Here is an 18,835-nt window from a genome sequence, read left to right as displayed (position 1 = left end):
CAATTGCACCGGTATTATAGTTGCCATCAGCGTCTACTGTGGCCGTACCGGTCGCCGTATTACCCAGCGCATCCGTTAAGGTCACGCTCACTTGTTGATTTGGCGCCACATCCGTGGTGTTACCTGCAACAGTGACCGTATCAGCGGCATCATCTGCGGTGACCGTGGCGGTGATCGCCGCTTCAGTGGCATCCATGGTGGTGGTTTCAGTAACCGACACACTCTCACCATTGTTGTCTGTCGCCGTCACATCTGCGGTGATGGTGCCATCAACCAGTCCTGAGGTGTCAATTGCACCGGTATTATAGTTGCCATCAGCGTCTACTGTGGCCGTACCGGTCGCCGTATTACCCAGCGCATCCGTTAAGGTCACGCTCACTTGTTGATTTGGCGCCACATCCGTGGTGTTACCTGCAACAGTGACCGTATCAGCGGCATCATCTGCGGTGACCGTGGCGGTGATCGCCGCTTCAGTGGCATCCATGGTGGTGGTTTCAGTAACCGACACACTCTCACCATTGTTGTCTGTCGCCGTCACATCTGCGGTGATGGTGCCATCAACCAGTCCTGAGGTGTCAATTGCACCGGTATTATAGTTGCCATCAGCGTCTACTGTGGCCGTACCGGTCGCCGTATTACCCAGCGCATCCGTTAAGGTCACGCTCACTTGTTGATTTGGCGCCACATCCGTGGTGTTACCTGCAACAGTGACCGTATCAGCGGCATCATCTGCGGTGACCGTGGCGGTGATCGCCGCTTCAGTGGCATCCATGGTGGTGGTTTCAGTAACCGACACACTCTCACCATTGTTGTCTGTCGCCGTCACATCTGCGGTGATGGTGCCATCAACCAGTCCTGAGGTGTCAATTGCACCGGTATTATAGTTGCCATCAGCGTCTACTGTGGCCGTACCGGTCGCCGTATTACCCAGCGCATCCGTTAAGGTCACGCTCACTTGTTGATTTGGCGCCACATCCGTGGTGTTACCTGCAACAGTGACCGTATCAGCGGCATCATCTGCGGTGACCGTGGCGGTGATCGCCGCTTCAGTGGCATCCATGGTGGTGGTTTCAGTAACCGACACACTCTCACCATTGTTGTCTGTCGCCGTCACATCTGCGGTGATGGTGCCATCAACCAGTCCTGAGGTGTCAATTGCACCGGTATTATAGTTGCCATCAGCGTCTACTGTGGCCGTACCGGTCGCCGTATTACCCAGCGCATCCGTTAAGGTCACGCTCACTTGTTGATTTGGCGCCACATCCGTGGTGTTACCTGCAACAGTGACCGTATCAGCGGCATCATCTGCGGTGACCGTGGCGGTGATCGCCGCTTCAGTGGCATCCATGGTGGTGGTTTCAGTAACCGACACACTCTCACCATTGTTGTCTGTCGCCGTCACATCTGCGGTGATGGTGCCATCAACCAGTCCTGAGGTGTCAATTGCACCGGTATTATAGTTGCCATCAGCGTCTACTGTGGCCGTACCGGTCGCCGTATTACCCAGCGCATCCGTTAAGGTCACGCTCACTTGTTGATTTGGCGCCACATCCGTGGTGTTACCTGCAACAGTGACCGTATCAGCGGCATCATCTGCGGTGACCGTGGCGGTGATCGCCGCTTCAGTGGCATCCATGGTGGTGGTTTCAGTAACCGACACACTCTCACCATTGTTGTCTGTCGCCGTCACATCTGCGGTGATGGTGCCATCAACCAGTCCTGAGGTGTCAATTGCACCGGTATTATAGTTGCCATCAGCGTCTACTGTGGCCGTACCGGTCGCCGTATTACCCAGCGCATCCGTTAAGGTCACGCTCACTTGTTGATTTGGCGCCACATCCGTGGTGTTACCTGCAACAGTGACCGTATCAGCGGCATCATCTGCGGTGACCGTGGCGGTGATCGCCGCTTCAGTGGCATCCATGGTGGTGGTTTCAGTAACCGACACACTCTCACCATTGTTGTCTGTCGCCGTCACATCTGCGGTGATGGTGCCATCAACCAGTCCTGAGGTGTCAATTGCACCGGTATTATAGTTGCCATCAGCGTCTACTGTGGCCGTACCGGTCGCCGTATTACCCAGCGCATCCGTTAAGGTCACGCTCACTTGTTGATTTGGCGCCACATCCGTGGTGTTACCTGCAACAGTGACCGTATCAGCGGCATCATCTGCGGTGACCGTGGCGGTGATCGCCGCTTCAGTGGCATCCATGGTGGTGGTTTCAGTAACCGACACACTCTCACCATTGTTGTCTGTCGCCGTCACATCTGCGGTGATGGTGCCATCAACCAGTCCTGAGGTGTCAATTGCACCGGTATTATAGTTGCCATCAGCGTCTACTGTGGCCGTACCGGTCGCCGTATTACCCAGCGCATCCGTTAAGGTCACGCTCACTTGTTGATTTGGCGCCACATCCGTGGTGTTACCTGCAACAGTGACCGTATCAGCGGCATCATCTGCGGTGACCGTGGCGGTGATCGCCGCTTCAGTGGCATCCATGGTGGTGGTTTCAGTAACCGACACACTCTCACCATTGTTGTCTGTCGCCGTCACATCTGCGGTGATGGTGCCATCAACCAGTCCTGAGGTGTCAATTGCACCGGTATTATAGTTGCCATCAGCGTCTACTGTGGCCGTACCGGTCGCCGTATTACCCAGCGCATCCGTTAAGGTCACGCTCACTTGTTGATTTGGCGCCACATCCGTGGTGTTACCTGCAACAGTGACCGTATCAGCGGCATCATCTGCGGTGACCGTGGCGGTGATCGCCGCTTCAGTGGCATCCATGGTGGTGGTTTCAGTAACCGACACACTCTCACCATTGTTGTCTGTCGCCGTCACATCTGCGGTGATGGTGCCATCAACCAGTCCTGAGGTGTCAATTGCACCGGTATTATAGTTGCCATCAGCGTCTACTGTGGCCGTACCGGTCGCCGTATTACCCAGCGCATCCGTTAAGGTCACGCTCACTTGTTGATTTGGCGCCACATCCGTGGTGTTACCTGCAACAGTGACCGTATCAGCGGCATCATCTGCGGTGACCGTGGCGGTGATCGCCGCTTCAGTGGCATCCATGGTGGTGGTTTCAGTAACCGACACACTCTCACCATTGTTGTCTGTCGCCGTCACATCTGCGGTGATGGTGCCATCAACCAGTCCTGAGGTGTCAATTGCACCGGTATTATAGTTGCCATCAGCGTCTACTGTGGCCGTACCGGTCGCCGTATTACCCAGCGCATCCGTTAAGGTCACGCTCACTTGTTGATTTGGCGCCACATCCGTGGTGTTACCTGCAACAGTGACCGTATCAGCGGCATCATCTGCGGTGACCGTGGCGGTGATCGCCGCTTCAGTGGCATCCATGGTGGTGGTTTCAGTAACCGACACACTCTCACCATTGTTGTCTGTCGCCGTCACATCTGCGGTGATGGTGCCATCAACCAGTCCTGAGGTGTCAATTGCACCGGTATTATAGTTGCCATCAGCGTCTACTGTGGCCGTACCGGTCGCCGTATTACCCAGCGCATCCGTTAAGGTCACGCTCACTTGTTGATTTGGCGCCACATCCGTGGTGTTACCTGCAACAGTGACCGTATCAGCGGCATCATCTGCGGTGACCGTGGCGGTGATCGCCGCTTCAGTGGCATCCATGGTGGTGGTTTCAGTAACCGACACACTCTCACCATTGTTGTCTGTCGCCGTCACATCTGCGGTGATGGTGCCATCAACCAGTCCTGAGGTGTCAATTGCACCGGTATTATAGTTGCCATCAGCGTCTACTGTGGCCGTACCGGTCGCCGTATTACCCAGCGCATCCGTTAAGGTCACGCTCACTTGTTGATTTGGCGCCACATCCGTGGTGTTACCTGCAACAGTGACCGTATCAGCGGCATCATCTGCGGTGACCGTGGCGGTGATCGCCGCTTCAGTGGCATCCATGGTGGTGGTTTCAGTAACCGACACACTCTCACCATTGTTGTCTGTCGCCGTCACATCTGCGGTGATGGTGCCATCAACCAGTCCTGAGGTGTCAATTGCACCGGTATTATAGTTGCCATCAGCGTCTACTGTGGCCGTACCGGTCGCCGTATTACCCAGCGCATCCGTTAAGGTCACGCTCACTTGTTGATTTGGCGCCACATCCGTGGTGTTACCTGCAACAGTGACCGTATCAGCGGCATCATCTGCGGTGACCGTGGCGGTGATCGCCGCTTCAGTGGCATCCATGGTGGTGGTTTCAGTAACCGACACACTCTCACCATTGTTGTCTGTCGCCGTCACATCTGCGGTGATGGTGCCATCAACCAGTCCTGAGGTGTCAATTGCACCGGTATTATAGTTGCCATCAGCGTCTACTGTGGCCGTACCGGTCGCCGTATTACCCAGCGCATCCGTTAAGGTCACGCTCACTTGTTGATTTGGCGCCACATCCGTGGTGTTACCTGCAACAGTGACCGTATCAGCGGCATCATCTGCGGTGACCGTGGCGGTGATCGCCGCTTCAGTGGCATCCATGGTGGTGGTTTCAGTAACCGACACACTCTCACCATTGTTGTCTGTCGCCGTCACATCTGCGGTGATGGTGCCATCAACCAGTCCTGAGGTGTCAATTGCACCGGTATTATAGTTGCCATCAGCGTCTACTGTGGCCGTACCGGTCGCCGTATTACCCAGCGCATCCGTTAAGGTCACGCTCACTTGTTGATTTGGCGCCACATCCGTGGTGTTACCTGCAACAGTGACCGTATCAGCGGCATCATCTGCGGTGACCGTGGCGGTGATCGCCGCTTCAGTGGCATCCATGGTGGTGGTTTCAGTAACCGACACACTCTCACCATTGTTGTCTGTCGCCGTCACATCTGCGGTGATGGTGCCATCAACCAGTCCTGAGGTGTCAATTGCACCGGTATTATAGTTGCCATCAGCGTCTACTGTGGCCGTACCGGTCGCCGTATTACCCAGCGCATCCGTTAAGGTCACGCTCACTTGTTGATTTGGCGCCACATCCGTGGTGTTACCTGCAACAGTGACCGTATCAGCGGCATCATCTGCGGTGACCGTGGCGGTGATCGCCGCTTCAGTGGCATCCATGGTGGTGGTTTCAGTAACCGACACACTCTCACCATTGTTGTCTGTCGCCGTCACATCTGCGGTGATGGTGCCATCAACCAGTCCTGAGGTGTCAATTGCACCGGTATTATAGTTGCCATCAGCGTCTACTGTGGCCGTACCGGTCGCCGTATTACCCAGCGCATCCGTTAAGGTCACGCTCACTTGTTGATTTGGCGCCACATCCGTGGTGTTACCTGCAACAGTGACCGTATCAGCGGCATCATCTGCGGTGACCGTGGCGGTGATCGCCGCTTCAGTGGCATCCATGGTGGTGGTTTCAGTAACCGACACACTCTCACCATTGTTGTCTGTCGCCGTCACATCTGCGGTGATGGTGCCATCAACCAGTCCTGAGGTGTCAATTGCACCGGTATTATAGTTGCCATCAGCGTCTACTGTGGCCGTACCGGTCGCCGTATTACCCAGCGCATCCGTTAAGGTCACGCTCACTTGTTGATTTGGCGCCACATCCGTGGTGTTACCTGCAACAGTGACCGTATCAGCGGCATCATCTGCGGTGACCGTGGCGGTGATCGCCGCTTCAGTGGCATCCATGGTGGTGGTTTCAGTAACCGACACACTCTCACCATTGTTGTCTGTCGCCGTCACATCTGCGGTGATGGTGCCATCAACCAGTCCTGAGGTGTCAATTGCACCGGTATTATAGTTGCCATCAGCGTCTACTGTGGCCGTACCGGTCGCCGTATTACCCAGCGCATCCGTTAAGGTCACGCTCACTTGTTGATTTGGCGCCACATCCGTGGTGTTACCTGCAACAGTGACCGTATCAGCGGCATCATCTGCGGTGACCGTGGCGGTGATCGCCGCTTCAGTGGCATCCATGGTGGTGGTTTCAGTAACCGACACACTCTCACCATTGTTGTCTGTCGCCGTCACATCTGCGGTGATGGTGCCATCAACCAGTCCTGAGGTGTCAATTGCACCGGTATTATAGTTGCCATCAGCGTCTACTGTGGCCGTACCGGTCGCCGTATTACCCAGCGCATCCGTTAAGGTCACGCTCACTTGTTGATTTGGCGCCACATCCGTGGTGTTACCTGCAACAGTGACCGTATCAGCGGCATCATCTGCGGTGACCGTGGCGGTGATCGCCGCTTCAGTGGCATCCATGGTGGTGGTTTCAGTAACCGACACACTCTCACCATTGTTGTCTGTCGCCGTCACATCTGCGGTGATGGTGCCATCAACCAGTCCTGAGGTGTCAATTGCACCGGTATTATAGTTGCCATCAGCGTCTACTGTGGCCGTACCGGTCGCCGTATTACCCAGCGCATCCGTTAAGGTCACGCTCACTTGTTGATTTGGCGCCACATCCGTGGTGTTACCTGCAACAGTGACCGTATCAGCGGCATCATCTGCGGTGACCGTGGCGGTGATCGCCGCTTCAGTGGCATCCATGGTGGTGGTTTCAGTAACCGACACACTCTCACCATTGTTGTCTGTCGCCGTCACATCTGCGGTGATGGTGCCATCAACCAGTCCTGAGGTGTCAATTGCACCGGTATTATAGTTGCCATCAGCGTCTACTGTGGCCGTACCGGTCGCCGTATTACCCAGCGCATCCGTTAAGGTCACGCTCACTTGTTGATTTGGCGCCACATCCGTGGTGTTACCTGCAACAGTGACCGTATCAGCGGCATCATCTGCGGTGACCGTGGCGGTGATCGCCGCTTCAGTGGCATCCATGGTGGTGGTTTCAGTAACCGACACACTCTCACCATTGTTGTCTGTCGCCGTCACATCTGCGGTGATGGTGCCATCAACCAGTCCTGAGGTGTCAATTGCACCGGTATTATAGTTGCCATCAGCGTCTACTGTGGCCGTACCGGTCGCCGTATTACCCAGCGCATCCGTTAAGGTCACGCTCACTTGTTGATTTGGCGCCACATCCGTGGTGTTACCTGCAACAGTGACCGTATCAGCGGCATCATCTGCGGTGACCGTGGCGGTGATCGCCGCTTCAGTGGCATCCATGGTGGTGGTTTCAGTAACCGACACACTCTCACCATTGTTGTCTGTCGCCGTCACATCTGCGGTGATGGTGCCATCAACCAGTCCTGAGGTGTCAATTGCACCGGTATTATAGTTGCCATCAGCGTCTACTGTGGCCGTACCGGTCGCCGTATTACCCAGCGCATCCGTTAAGGTCACGCTCACTTGTTGATTTGGCGCCACATCCGTGGTGTTACCTGCAACAGTGACCGTATCAGCGGCATCATCTGCGGTGACCGTGGCGGTGATCGCCGCTTCAGTGGCATCCATGGTGGTGGTTTCAGTAACCGACACACTCTCACCATTGTTGTCTGTCGCCGTCACATCTGCGGTGATGGTGCCATCAACCAGTCCTGAGGTGTCAATTGCACCGGTATTATAGTTGCCATCAGCGTCTACTGTGGCCGTACCGGTCGCCGTATTACCCAGCGCATCCGTTAAGGTCACGCTCACTTGTTGATTTGGCGCCACATCCGTGGTGTTACCTGCAACAGTGACCGTATCAGCGGCATCATCTGCGGTGACCGTGGCGGTGATCGCCGCTTCAGTGGCATCCATGGTGGTGGTTTCAGTAACCGACACACTCTCACCATTGTTGTCTGTCGCCGTCACATCTGCGGTGATGGTGCCATCAACCAGTCCTGAGGTGTCAATTGCACCGGTATTATAGTTGCCATCAGCGTCTACTGTGGCCGTACCGGTCGCCGTATTACCCAGCGCATCCGTTAAGGTCACGCTCACTTGTTGATTTGGCGCCACATCCGTGGTGTTACCTGCAACAGTGACCGTATCAGCGGCATCATCTGCGGTGACCGTGGCGGTGATCGCCGCTTCAGTGGCATCCATGGTGGTGGTTTCAGTAACCGACACACTCTCACCATTGTTGTCTGTCGCCGTCACATCTGCGGTGATGGTGCCATCAACCAGTCCTGAGGTGTCAATTGCACCGGTATTATAGTTGCCATCAGCGTCTACTGTGGCCGTACCGGTCGCCGTATTACCCAGCGCATCCGTTAAGGTCACGCTCACTTGTTGATTTGGCGCCACATCCGTGGTGTTACCTGCAACAGTGACCGTATCAGCGGCATCATCTGCGGTGACCGTGGCGGTGATCGCACCATTAACTGCATCAACGCTACCCACATTTTCAGTAACTTTGGGTGATTCATTTCCCGCAGAATCTTTGATTGATGCGTTAACTTTAAGCGCTTCACCTTCTGCTGGCGCATCAACTTTAACGCTCACCTCACCATTGTCTATATCTTGCTGAGTAACGCTCTGCTCTTTACCATTGACCACAACGATATCGCCAAGTTTGGTGTCATCTGGTAGACCAACGACCACATCAACTTGACCGTTTTCATCAATCTCATCGCTTGTAATGAACTCATCATCGTTACCAACAGTTATGTAAGTTGGTGCGTCTGGCGCTGTGCTGTCAGGTGCAGTCGCTTCGGTTGCAGGTGAGGTGTTGCCATCAGCGTCTGTGGCATCAGCAGTCACCGTTTCACCATTGGTGAGTGGTTGATCTAATTCAGCGGTATAGTCGCCGTTGTCATCAGCGGTTGTGGTCGCAATCTCGTTACCATCGGCATCTTTGATGCTTACTGTAGAACCTGGCTCAGCTTGCCCAGTAACGGTGGTGCCGTCTTCTGATACGGCAGCGGTTGGTGCGTCTGGCGCTGTGCTGTCAGGTGCAGTCGCTTCGGTTGCAGGTGAGGTATTGCCATCAGCGTCTGTGGCATCAGCAGTCACCGTTTCACCATTGGTGAGTGGTTGATCTAATTCAGCGGTATAGTCGCCGTTGTCATCAGCAGTTGTGGTCGCAATCTCGTTACCATCGGCATCTTTGATGCTTACTGTAGAACCTGGCTCAGCTTGCCCAGTAACGGTGGTGCCGTCTTCTGATACGGCAGCGGTTGGTGCGTCTGGCGCTGTGCTGTCAGGTGCAGTCGCTTCGGTTGCAGGTGAGGTGTTGCCATCAGCGTCTGTGGCATCAGCAGTCACCGTTTCACCATTGGTGAGTGGTTGATCTAATTCAGCGGTATAGTCGCCGTTGTCATCAGCAGTTGTGGTCGCAATCTCGTTACCATCGGCATCTTTGATGCTTACTGTAGAACCTGGCTCAGCTTGCCCAGTAACGGTGGTGCCGTCTTCTGATACGGCAGCAGATGGTGAAGCAGGTGCATCACCATCAGGTGCAGTCGCTTCGGTTGCAGGTGAGGTGTTGCCATCAGCGTCTGTGGCATCAGCAGTCACCGTTTCACCATTGGTGAGTGGTTGATCTAATTCAGCGGTATAGTCGCCGTTGTCATCAGCGGTTGTGGTCGCAATCTCGTTACCATCGGCATCTTTGATGCTTACTGTAGAACCTGGCTCAGCTTGCCCAGTAACGGTGGTGCCGTCTTCTGATACGGCAGCGGTTGGTGCGTCTGGCGCTGTGCTGTCAGGTGCAGTCGCTTCGGTTGCAGGTGAGGTATTGCCATCAGCGTCTGTGGCATCAGCAGTCACCGTTTCACCATTGGTGAGTGGTTGATCTAATTCAGCGGTATAGTCGCCGTTGTCATCAGCAGTTGTGGTCGCAATCTCGTTACCATCGGCATCTTTGATGCTTACTGTAGAACCTGGCTCAGCTTGCCCAGTAACGGTGGTGCCGTCTTCTGATACGGCAGCGGTTGGTGCGTCTGGCGCTGTGCTGTCAGGTGCAGTCGCTTCGGTTGCAGGTGAGGTGTTGCCATCCGCGTCTGTGGCATCAGCAGTCACCGTTTCACCATTGGTGAGTGGTTGATCTAATTCAGCGGTATAGTCGCCGTTGTCATCAGCAGTTGTGGTCGCAATCTCGTTACCATCGGCATCTTTGATGCTGACTGTAGAACCTGGCTCAGCTTGCCCAGTAACGGTGGTGCCGTCTTCTGATACGGCAGCGGTTGGTGCGTCTGGCGCTGTGCTGTCAGGTGCAGTCGCTTCGGTTGCAGGTGAGGTGTTGCCATCAGCGTCTGTGGCATCAGCAGTCACCGTTTCACCATTGGTGAGTGGTTGATCTAATTCAGCGGTATAGTCGCCGTTGTCATCAGCAGTTGTGGTCGCAATCTCGTTACCATCGGCATCTTTGATGCTGACTGTAGAACCTGGCTCAGCTTGCCCAGTAACGGTGGTGCCGTCTTCTGATACGGCAGCGGTTGGTGCGTCTGGCGCTGTGCTGTCAGGTGCAGTCGCTTCGGTTGCAGGTGAGGTGTTGCCATCAGCGTCTGTGGCATCAGCAGTCACCGTTTCACCATTGGTGAGTGGTTGATCTAATTCAGCGGTATAGTCGCCGTTGTCATCAGCGGTTGTGGTCGCAATCTCGTTACCATCGGCATCTTTGATGCTTACTGTAGAACCTGGCTCAGCTTGCCCAGTAACGGTGGTGCCGTCTTCTGATACGGCAGCGGTTGGTGCGTCTGGCGCTGTGCTGTCAGGTGCAGTCGCTTCGGTTGCAGGTGAGGTATTGCCATCAGCGTCTGTGGCATCAGCAGTCACCGTTTCACCATTGGTGAGTGGTTGATCTAATTCAGCGGTATAGTCGCCGTTGTCATCAGCAGTTGTGGTCGCAATCTCGTTACCATCGGCATCTTTGATGCTTACTGTAGAACCTGGCTCAGCTTGCCCAGTAACGGTGGTGCCGTCTTCTGATACGGCAGCGGTTGGTGCGTCTGGCGCTGTGCTGTCAGGTGCAGTCGCTTCGGTTGCAGGTGAGGTGTTGCCATCCGCGTCTGTGGCATCAGCAGTCACCGTTTCACCATTGGTGAGTGGTTGATCTAATTCAGCGGTATAGTCGCCGTTGTCATCAGCAGTTGTGGTCGCAATCTCGTTACCATCGGCATCTTTGATGCTGACTGTAGAACCTGGCTCAGCTTGCCCAGTAACGGTGGTGCCGTCTTCTGATACGGCAGCGGTTGGTGCGTCTGGCGCTGTGCTGTCAGGTGCAGTCGCTTCGGTTGCAGGTGAGGTGTTGCCATCAGCGTCTGTGGCATCAGCAGTCACCGTTTCACCATTGGTGAGTGGTTGATCTAATTCAGCGGTATAGTCGCCGTTGTCATCAGCAGTTGTGGTCGCAATCTCGTTACCATCGGCATCTTTGATGCTGACTGTAGAACCTGGCTCAGCTTGCCCAGTAACGGTGGTGCCGTCTTCTGATACGGCAGCGGTTGGTGCGTCTGGCGCTGTGCTGTCAGGTGCAGTCGCTTCGGTTGCAGGTGAGGTGTTGCCATCAGCGTCTGTGGCATCAGCAGTCACCGTTTCACCATTGGTGAGTGGTTGATCTAATTCAGCGGTATAGTCGCCGTTGTCATCAGCAGTTGTGGTCGCAATCTCGTTACCATCGGCATCTTTGATGCTGACTGTAGAACCTGGCTCAGCTTGCCCAGTAACGGTGGTGCCGTCTTCTGATACGGCAGCGGTTGGTGCGTCTGGCGCTGTGCTGTCAGGTGCAGTCGCTTCGGTTGCAGGTGAGGTGTTGCCATCAGCGTCTGTGGCATCAGCAGTCACCGTTTCACCATTGGTGAGTGGTTGATCTAATTCAGCGGTATAGTCGCCGTTGTCATCAGCGGTTGTGGTCGCAATCTCGTTACCATCGGCATCTTTGATGCTTACTGTAGAACCTGGCTCAGCTTGCCCAGTAACGGTGGTGCCGTCTTCTGATACGGCAGCAGATGGTGAAGCAGGTGCATCACCATCAGGTGCAGTCGCTTCGGTTGCAGGTGAGGTGTTGCCATCAGCGTCTGTGGCATCAGCAGTCACCGTTTCACCATTGGTGAGTGGTTGATCTAATTCAGCGGTATAGTCGCCGTTGTCATCAGCAGTTGTGGTCGCAATCTCGTTACCATCGGCATCTTTGATGCTTACTGTAGAACCTGGCTCAGCTTGCCCAGTAACGGTGGTGCCGTCTTCTGATACGGCAGCGGTTGGTGCGTCTGGCGCTGTGCTGTCAGGTGCAGTCGCTTCGGTTGCAGGTGAGGTGTTGCCATCCGCGTCTGTGGCATCAGCAGTCACCGTTTCACCATTGGTGAGTGGTTGATCTAATTCAGCGGTATAGTCGCCGTTGTCATCAGCAGTTGTGGTCGCAATCTCGTTACCATCGGCATCTTTGATGCTTACTGTAGAACCTGGCTCAGCTTGCCCAGTAACGGTGGTGCCGTCTTCTGATACGGCAGCGGTTGGTGCGTCTGGCGCTGTGCTGTCAGGTGCAGTCGCTTCGGTTGCAGGTGAGGTGTTGCCATCAGCGTCTGTGGCATCAGCAGTCACCGTTTCACCATTGGTGAGTGGTTGATCTAATTCAGCGGTATAGTCGCCGTTGTCATCAGCAGTTGTGGTCGCAATCTCGTTACCATCGGCATCTTTGATGCTGACTGTAGAACCTGGCTCAGCTTGCCCAGTAACGGTGGTGCCGTCTTCTGATACGGCAGCGGTTGGTGCGTCTGGCGCTGTGCTGTCAGGTGCAGTCGCTTCGGTTGCAGGTGAGGTGTTGCCATCAGCGTCTGTGGCATCAGCAGTCACCGTTTCACCATTGGTGAGTGGTTGATCTAATTCAGCGGTATAGTCGCCGTTGTCATCAGCGGTTGTGGTCGCAATCTCGTTACCATCGGCATCTTTGATGCTTACTGTAGAACCTGGCTCAGCTTGCCCAGTAACGGTGGTGCCGTCTTCTGATACGGCAGCGGTTGGTGCGTCTGGCGCTGTGCTGTCAGGTGCAGTCGCTTCGGTTGCAGGTGAGGTATTGCCATCAGCGTCTGTGGCATCAGCAGTCACCGTTTCACCATTGGTGAGTGGTTGATCTAATTCAGCGGTATAGTCGCCGTTGTCATCAGCAGTTGTGGTCGCAATCTCGTTACCATCGGCATCTTTGATGCTTACTGTAGAACCTGGCTCAGCTTGCCCAGTAACGGTGGTGCCGTCTTCTGATACGGCAGCGGTTGGTGCGTCTGGCGCTGTGCTGTCAGGTGCAGTCGCTTCGGTTGCAGGTGAGGTGTTGCCATCAGCGTCTGTGGCATCAGCAGTCACCGTTTCACCATTGGTGAGTGGTTGATCTAATTCAGCGGTATAGTCGCCGTTGTCATCAGCAGTTGTGGTCGCAATCTCGTTACCATCGGCATCTTTGATGCTTACTGTAGAACCTGGCTCAGCTTGCCCAGTAACGGTGGTGCCGTCTTCTGATACGGCAGCAGATGGTGAAGCAGGTGCATCACCATCAGGTGCAGTCGCTTCGGTTGCAGGTGAGGTGTTGCCATCAGCGTCTGTGGCATCAGCAGTCACCGTTTCACCATTGGTGAGTGGTTGATCTAATTCAGCGGTATAGTCGCCGTTGTCATCAGCGGTTGTGGTCGCAATCTCGTTGCCATCGGCATCTTTGATGCTTACTGTAGAACCTGGCTCAGCTTGTCCAGTAACGGTGGTGCCGTCTTCTGATACGGCAGCGGTTGGTGCGTCTGGCGCTGTGCTGTCAGGTGCAGTCGCTTCGGTTGCAGGTGAGGTGTTGCCATCAGCGTCTGTGGCATCAGCAGTCACCGTTTCACCATTGGTGAGTGGTTGATCTAATTCAGCGGTATAGTCGCCGTTGTCATCAGCAGTTGTGGTCGCAATCTCGTTACCATCGGCATCTTTGATGCTTACTGTAGAACCTGGCTCAGCTTGCCCAGTAACGGTGGTGCCGTCTTCTGATACGGCAGCGGTTGGTGCGTCTGGCGCTGTGCTGTCAGGTGCAGTCGCTTCGGTTGCAGGTGAGGTGTTGCCATCAGCGTCTGTGGCATCAGCAGTCACCGTTTCACCATTGGTGAGTGGTTGATCTAATTCAGCGGTATAGTCGCCGTTGTCATCAGCAGTTGTGGTCGCAATCTCGTTACCATCGGCATCTTTGATGCTGACTGTAGAACCTGGCTCAGCTTGCCCAGTAACGGTGGTGCCGTCTTCTGATACGGCAGCGGTTGGTGCGTCTGGCGCTGTGCTGTCAGGTGCAGTCGCTTCGGTTGCAGGTGAGGTATTGCCATCAGCGTCTGTGGCATCAGCAGTCACCGTTTCACCATTGGTGAGTGGTTGATCTAATTCAGCGGTATAGTCGCCGTTGTCATCAGCGGTTGTGGTCGCAATCTCGTTACCATCGGCATCTTTGATGCTTACTGTAGAACCTGGCTCAGCTTGCCCAGTAACGGTGGTGCCGTCTTCTGATACGGCAGCGGTTGGTGCGTCTGGCGCTGTGCTGTCAGGTGCAGTCGCTTCGGTTGCAGGTGAGGTGTTGCCATCAGCGTCTGTGGCATCAGCAGTCACCGTTTCACCATTGGTGAGTGGTTGATCTAATTCAGCGGTATAGTCGCCGTTGTCATCAGCGGTTGTGGTCGCAATCTCGTTACCATCGGCATCTTTGATGCTGACTGTAGAACCTGGCTCAGCTTGCCCAGTAACGGTGGTGCCGTCTTCTGATACGGCAGCGGTTGGTGCGTCTGGCGCTGTGCTGTCAGGTGCAGTCGCTTCGGTTGCAGGTGAGGTGTTGCCATCAGCGTCTGTGGCATCAGCAGTCACCGTTTCACCATTGGTGAGTGGTTGATCTAATTCAGCGGTATAGTCGCCGTTGTCATCAGCAGTTGTGGTCGCAATCTCGTTACCATCGGCATCTTTGATGCTTACTGTAGAACCTGGCTCAGCTTGCCCAGTAACGGTGGTGCCGTCTTCTGATACGGCAGCGGTTGGTGCGTCTGGCGCTGTGCTGTCAGGTGCAGTCGCTTCGGTTGCAGGTGAGGTGTTGCCATCAGCGTCTGTGGCATCAGCAGTCACCGTTTCACCATTGGTGAGTGGTTGATCTAATTCAGCGGTATAGTCGCCGTTGTCATCAGCAGTTGTGGTCGCAATCTCGTTACCATCGGCATCTTTGATGCTTACTGTAGAACCTGGCTCAGCTTGCCCAGTAACGGTGGTGCCGTCTTCTGATACGGCAGCAGATGGTGAAGCAGGTGCATCACCATCAGGTGCAGTCGCTTCGGTTGCAGGTGAGGTGTTGCCATCAGCGTCTGTGGCATCGGCAGTCACCGTTTCACCATTGGTGAGTGGTTGATCTAATTCAGCGGTATAGTCGCCGTTGTCATCAGCAGTTGTGGTCGCAATCTCGTTACCATCGGCATCTTTGATGCTGACTGTAGAACCTGGCTCAGCTTGTCCAGTAACGGTGGTGCCGTCTTCTGATACGGCAGCGGTTGGTGCGTCTGGCGCTGTGCTGTCAGGTGCAGTCGCTTCGGTTGCAGGTGAGGTGTTGCCATCAGCGTCTGTGGCATCAGCAGTCACCGTTTCACCATTGGTGAGTGGTTGATCTAATTCAGCGGTATAGTCGCCGTTGTCATCAGCAGTTGTGGTCGCAATCTCGTTACCATCGGCATCTTTGATGCTGACTGTAGAACCTGGCTCAGCTTGCCCAGTAACGGTGGTGCCGTCTTCTGATACGGCAGCAGATGGTGAAGCAGGTGCATCACCATCAGGTGCAGTCGCTTCGGTTGCAGGTGAGGTGTTGCCATCAGCGTCTGTGGCATCGGCAGTCACCGTTTCACCATTGGTGAGTGGTTGATCTAATTCAGCGGTATAGTCGCCGTTGTCATCAGCAGTTGTGGTCGCAATCTCGTTACCATCGGCATCTTTGATGCTGACTGTAGAACCTGGCTCAGCTTGCCCAGTAACGGTGGTGCCGTCTTCTGATACGGCAGCGGTTGGTGCGTCTGGCGCTGTGCTGTCAGGTGCAGTCGCTTCGGTTGCAGGTGAGGTGTTGCCATCAGCGTCTGTGGCATCAGCAGTCACCGTTTCACCATTGGTGAGTGGTTGATCTAATTCAGCGGTATAGTCGCCGTTGTCATCAGCAGTTGTGGTCGCAATCTCGTTACCATCGGCATCTTTGATGCTTACTGTAGAACCTGGCTCAGCTTGCCCAGTAACGGTGGTGCCGTCTTCTGATACGGCAGCGGTTGGTGCGTCTGGCGCTGTGCTGTCAGGTGCAGTCGCTTCGGTTGCAGGTGAGGTGTTGCCATCCGCGTCTGTGGCATCGGCAGTCACCGTTTCACCATTGGTGAGTGGTTGATCTAATTCAGCGGTATAGTCGCCGTTGTCATCAGCAGTTGTGGTCGCAATCTCGTTACCATCGGCATCTTTGATGCTTACTGTAGAACCTGGCTCAGCTTGCCCAGTAACGGTGGTGCCGTCTTCTGATACGGCAGCGGTTGGTGCGTCTGGCGCTGTGCTGTCAGGTGCAGTCGCTTCGGTTGCAGGTGAGGTGTTGCCATCAGCGTCTGTGGCATCAGCAGTCACCGTTTCACCATTGGTGAGTGGTTGATCTAATTCAGCGGTATAGTCGCCGTTGTCATCAGCAGTTGTGGTCGCAATCTCGTTACCATCGGCATCTTTGATGCTGACTGTAGAACCTGGCTCAGCTTGCCCAGTAACGGTGGTGCCGTCTTCTGATACGGCAGCGGTTGGTGCGTCTGGCGCTGTGCTGTCAGGTGCAGTCGCTTCGGTTGCAGGTGAGGTGTTGCCATCAGCGTCTGTGGCATCAGCAGTCACCGTTTCACCATTGGTGAGTGGTTGATCTAATTCAGCGGTATAGTCGCCGTTGTCATCAGCAGTTGTGGTCGCAATCTCGTTACCATCGGCATCTTTGATGCTTACTGTAGAACCTGGCTCAGCTTGCCCAGTAACGGTGGTGCCGTCTTCTGATACGGCAGCAGATGGTGAAGCAGGTGCATCACCATCAGGTGCAGTCGCTTCGGTTGCAGGTGAGGTGTTGCCATCAGCGTCTGTGGCATCAGCAGTCACCGTTTCACCATTGGTGAGTGGTTGATCTAATTCAGCGGTATAGTCGCCGTTGTCATCAGCGGTTGTGGTCGCAATCTCGTTGCCATCGGCATCTTTGATGCTTACTGTAGAACCTGGCTCAGCTTGTCCAGTAACGGTGGTGCCGTCTTCTGATACGGCAGCGGTTGGTGCGTCTGGCGCTGTGCTGTCAGGTGCAGTCGCTTCGGTTGCAGGTGAGGTGTTGCCATCAGCGTCTGTGGCATCAGCAGTCACCGTTTCACCATTGGTGAGTGGTTGATCTAATTCAGCGGTATAGTCGCCGTTGTCATCAGCAGTTGTGGTCGCAATCTCGTTACCATCGGCATCTTTGATGCTTACTGTAGAACCTGGCTCAGCTTGCCCAGTAACGGTGGTGCCGTCTTCTGATACGGCAGCGGTTGGTGCGTCTGGCGCTGTGCTGTCAGGTGCAGTCGCTTCGGTTGCAGGTGAGGTGTTGCCATCAGCGTCTGTGGCATCAGCAGTCACCGTTTCACCATTGGTGAGTGGTTGATCTAATTCAGCGGTATAGTCGCCGTTGTCATCAGCAGTTGTGGTCGCAATCTCGTTACCATCGGCATCTTTGATGCTTACTGTAGAACCTGGCTCAGCTTGCCCAGTAACGGTGGTGCCGTCTTCTGATACGGCAGCGGTTGGTGCGTCTGGCGCTGTGCTGTCCACTGGCGTCTCGCTACCTGAGGTGGCTTCGCCAGTCGATTCGTTACCCGCCTCATCACTGTTGGTTGCGGTGACAGGTGTCTCATCTTTGACAGCGTCTGCTGGTATGCTGGTTTCCCCTGTGGCTGGGTCAACACTCACGCCTTCTGGCAGTGTGGTGCTATCCGCTGGTGCCCAATTGCCAGTTTCTGGATCTTTAACAAGTTCAACCGTTTGTGGGTTACCTGCTTCGTCGGTGTACGTTACTGCGGCGCTAGTGGCATCATCCGCTGGGGTGACTGTCACTGAACCGTCGTCATTGGCGTCAACGATTGGGGTGGCTGGTGGAGTGGTGTCTACGTCATCTCCTGCGTTAACACTACCGCTCGATTCATTACCCGCGTCATCACTGTTGGTCGCGTTAACTGGCGTACCATCTTTGACAGCGTCTGCAGGTAGGCTGGTTTCCCCTGTGGCTGGGTCAACGCTTACCCCTTCTGGTAAGGTGCTGCCATCCGCTGGTGCCCACTCTCCGGTTTCTGGATCTTTGACAAGTTCAACGGTTTGTGGGTTACCCGCTTCGTCGGTGTAAGAGATTGTGGCGCTAGTGGCATCATCCGCTGGGGTGACTGTCACTGAGCCATCGTCATTGGCAATCACGTCTGGCGCAGCTGGTGGAGTGGTGTCCTTAGCAGGAGGCGTATTATCATTATCATTGTCATCACTACTACCTGCCAAAGCTGCACCCACGATACCTAATCCTGCAAGACCCACTAACCAAGGCAGTGCATTAAATCCTTCGGTTCCTGAGGCCCCTACCCACCAGGGAGCTACCTGCTCTTCCCCACCTAGTGCTTGACCTTCAAGGTCACCTACTTGTAATTCAGTAACATAGTCAGCTATCTCACCTGAATCAGGAATGTAATAGTAATATTCACCATTTTCGGCTATACCAATTAATGCGCTATCCGAATCATTATAAAAACCTTCAATGATTAAGTCGCTCTCTTGGCCCTCATCTTCAAAAGATACATGTAAGTCTTTGCCCACACGCTTTGTCACGATATGAGTCGGTGCACGATCTATAGACTGATCGAATAATTCATAGTTTACATTTTGAACCGCTTTAATGACGGTAGGCTTACCATCTTTAGTAACAACGGTATGCTCGGCAACAGTTTGGGTAGCGTTATTTACTTTTACAATAATAGTTTTCAT

General features: G+C 54.6%; 1 protein-coding gene (only partly in view). It reads right to left on the bottom strand.

Annotated features, from left to right (window positions below; all coding sequences use genetic code 11):
* Positions 1-18,835 carry the 5' portion of an Ig-like domain-containing protein gene (locus tag AC21OG_RS08605; RefSeq protein WP_491185034.1) on the bottom strand. Its footprint begins 8,189 nt before the window's first position, so 18,835 of the gene's 27,024 nt are visible here — the first part of the coding sequence; the start codon lies at positions 18,833-18,835; the stop codon falls past the left edge of the window.

Source organism: Psychrobacter sp. CX5, assembly GCF_057621535.2.
The sequence above is the reverse complement of the archived record's forward strand: the minus strand, read 5'-3'. Positions and strand labels throughout refer to the sequence as shown.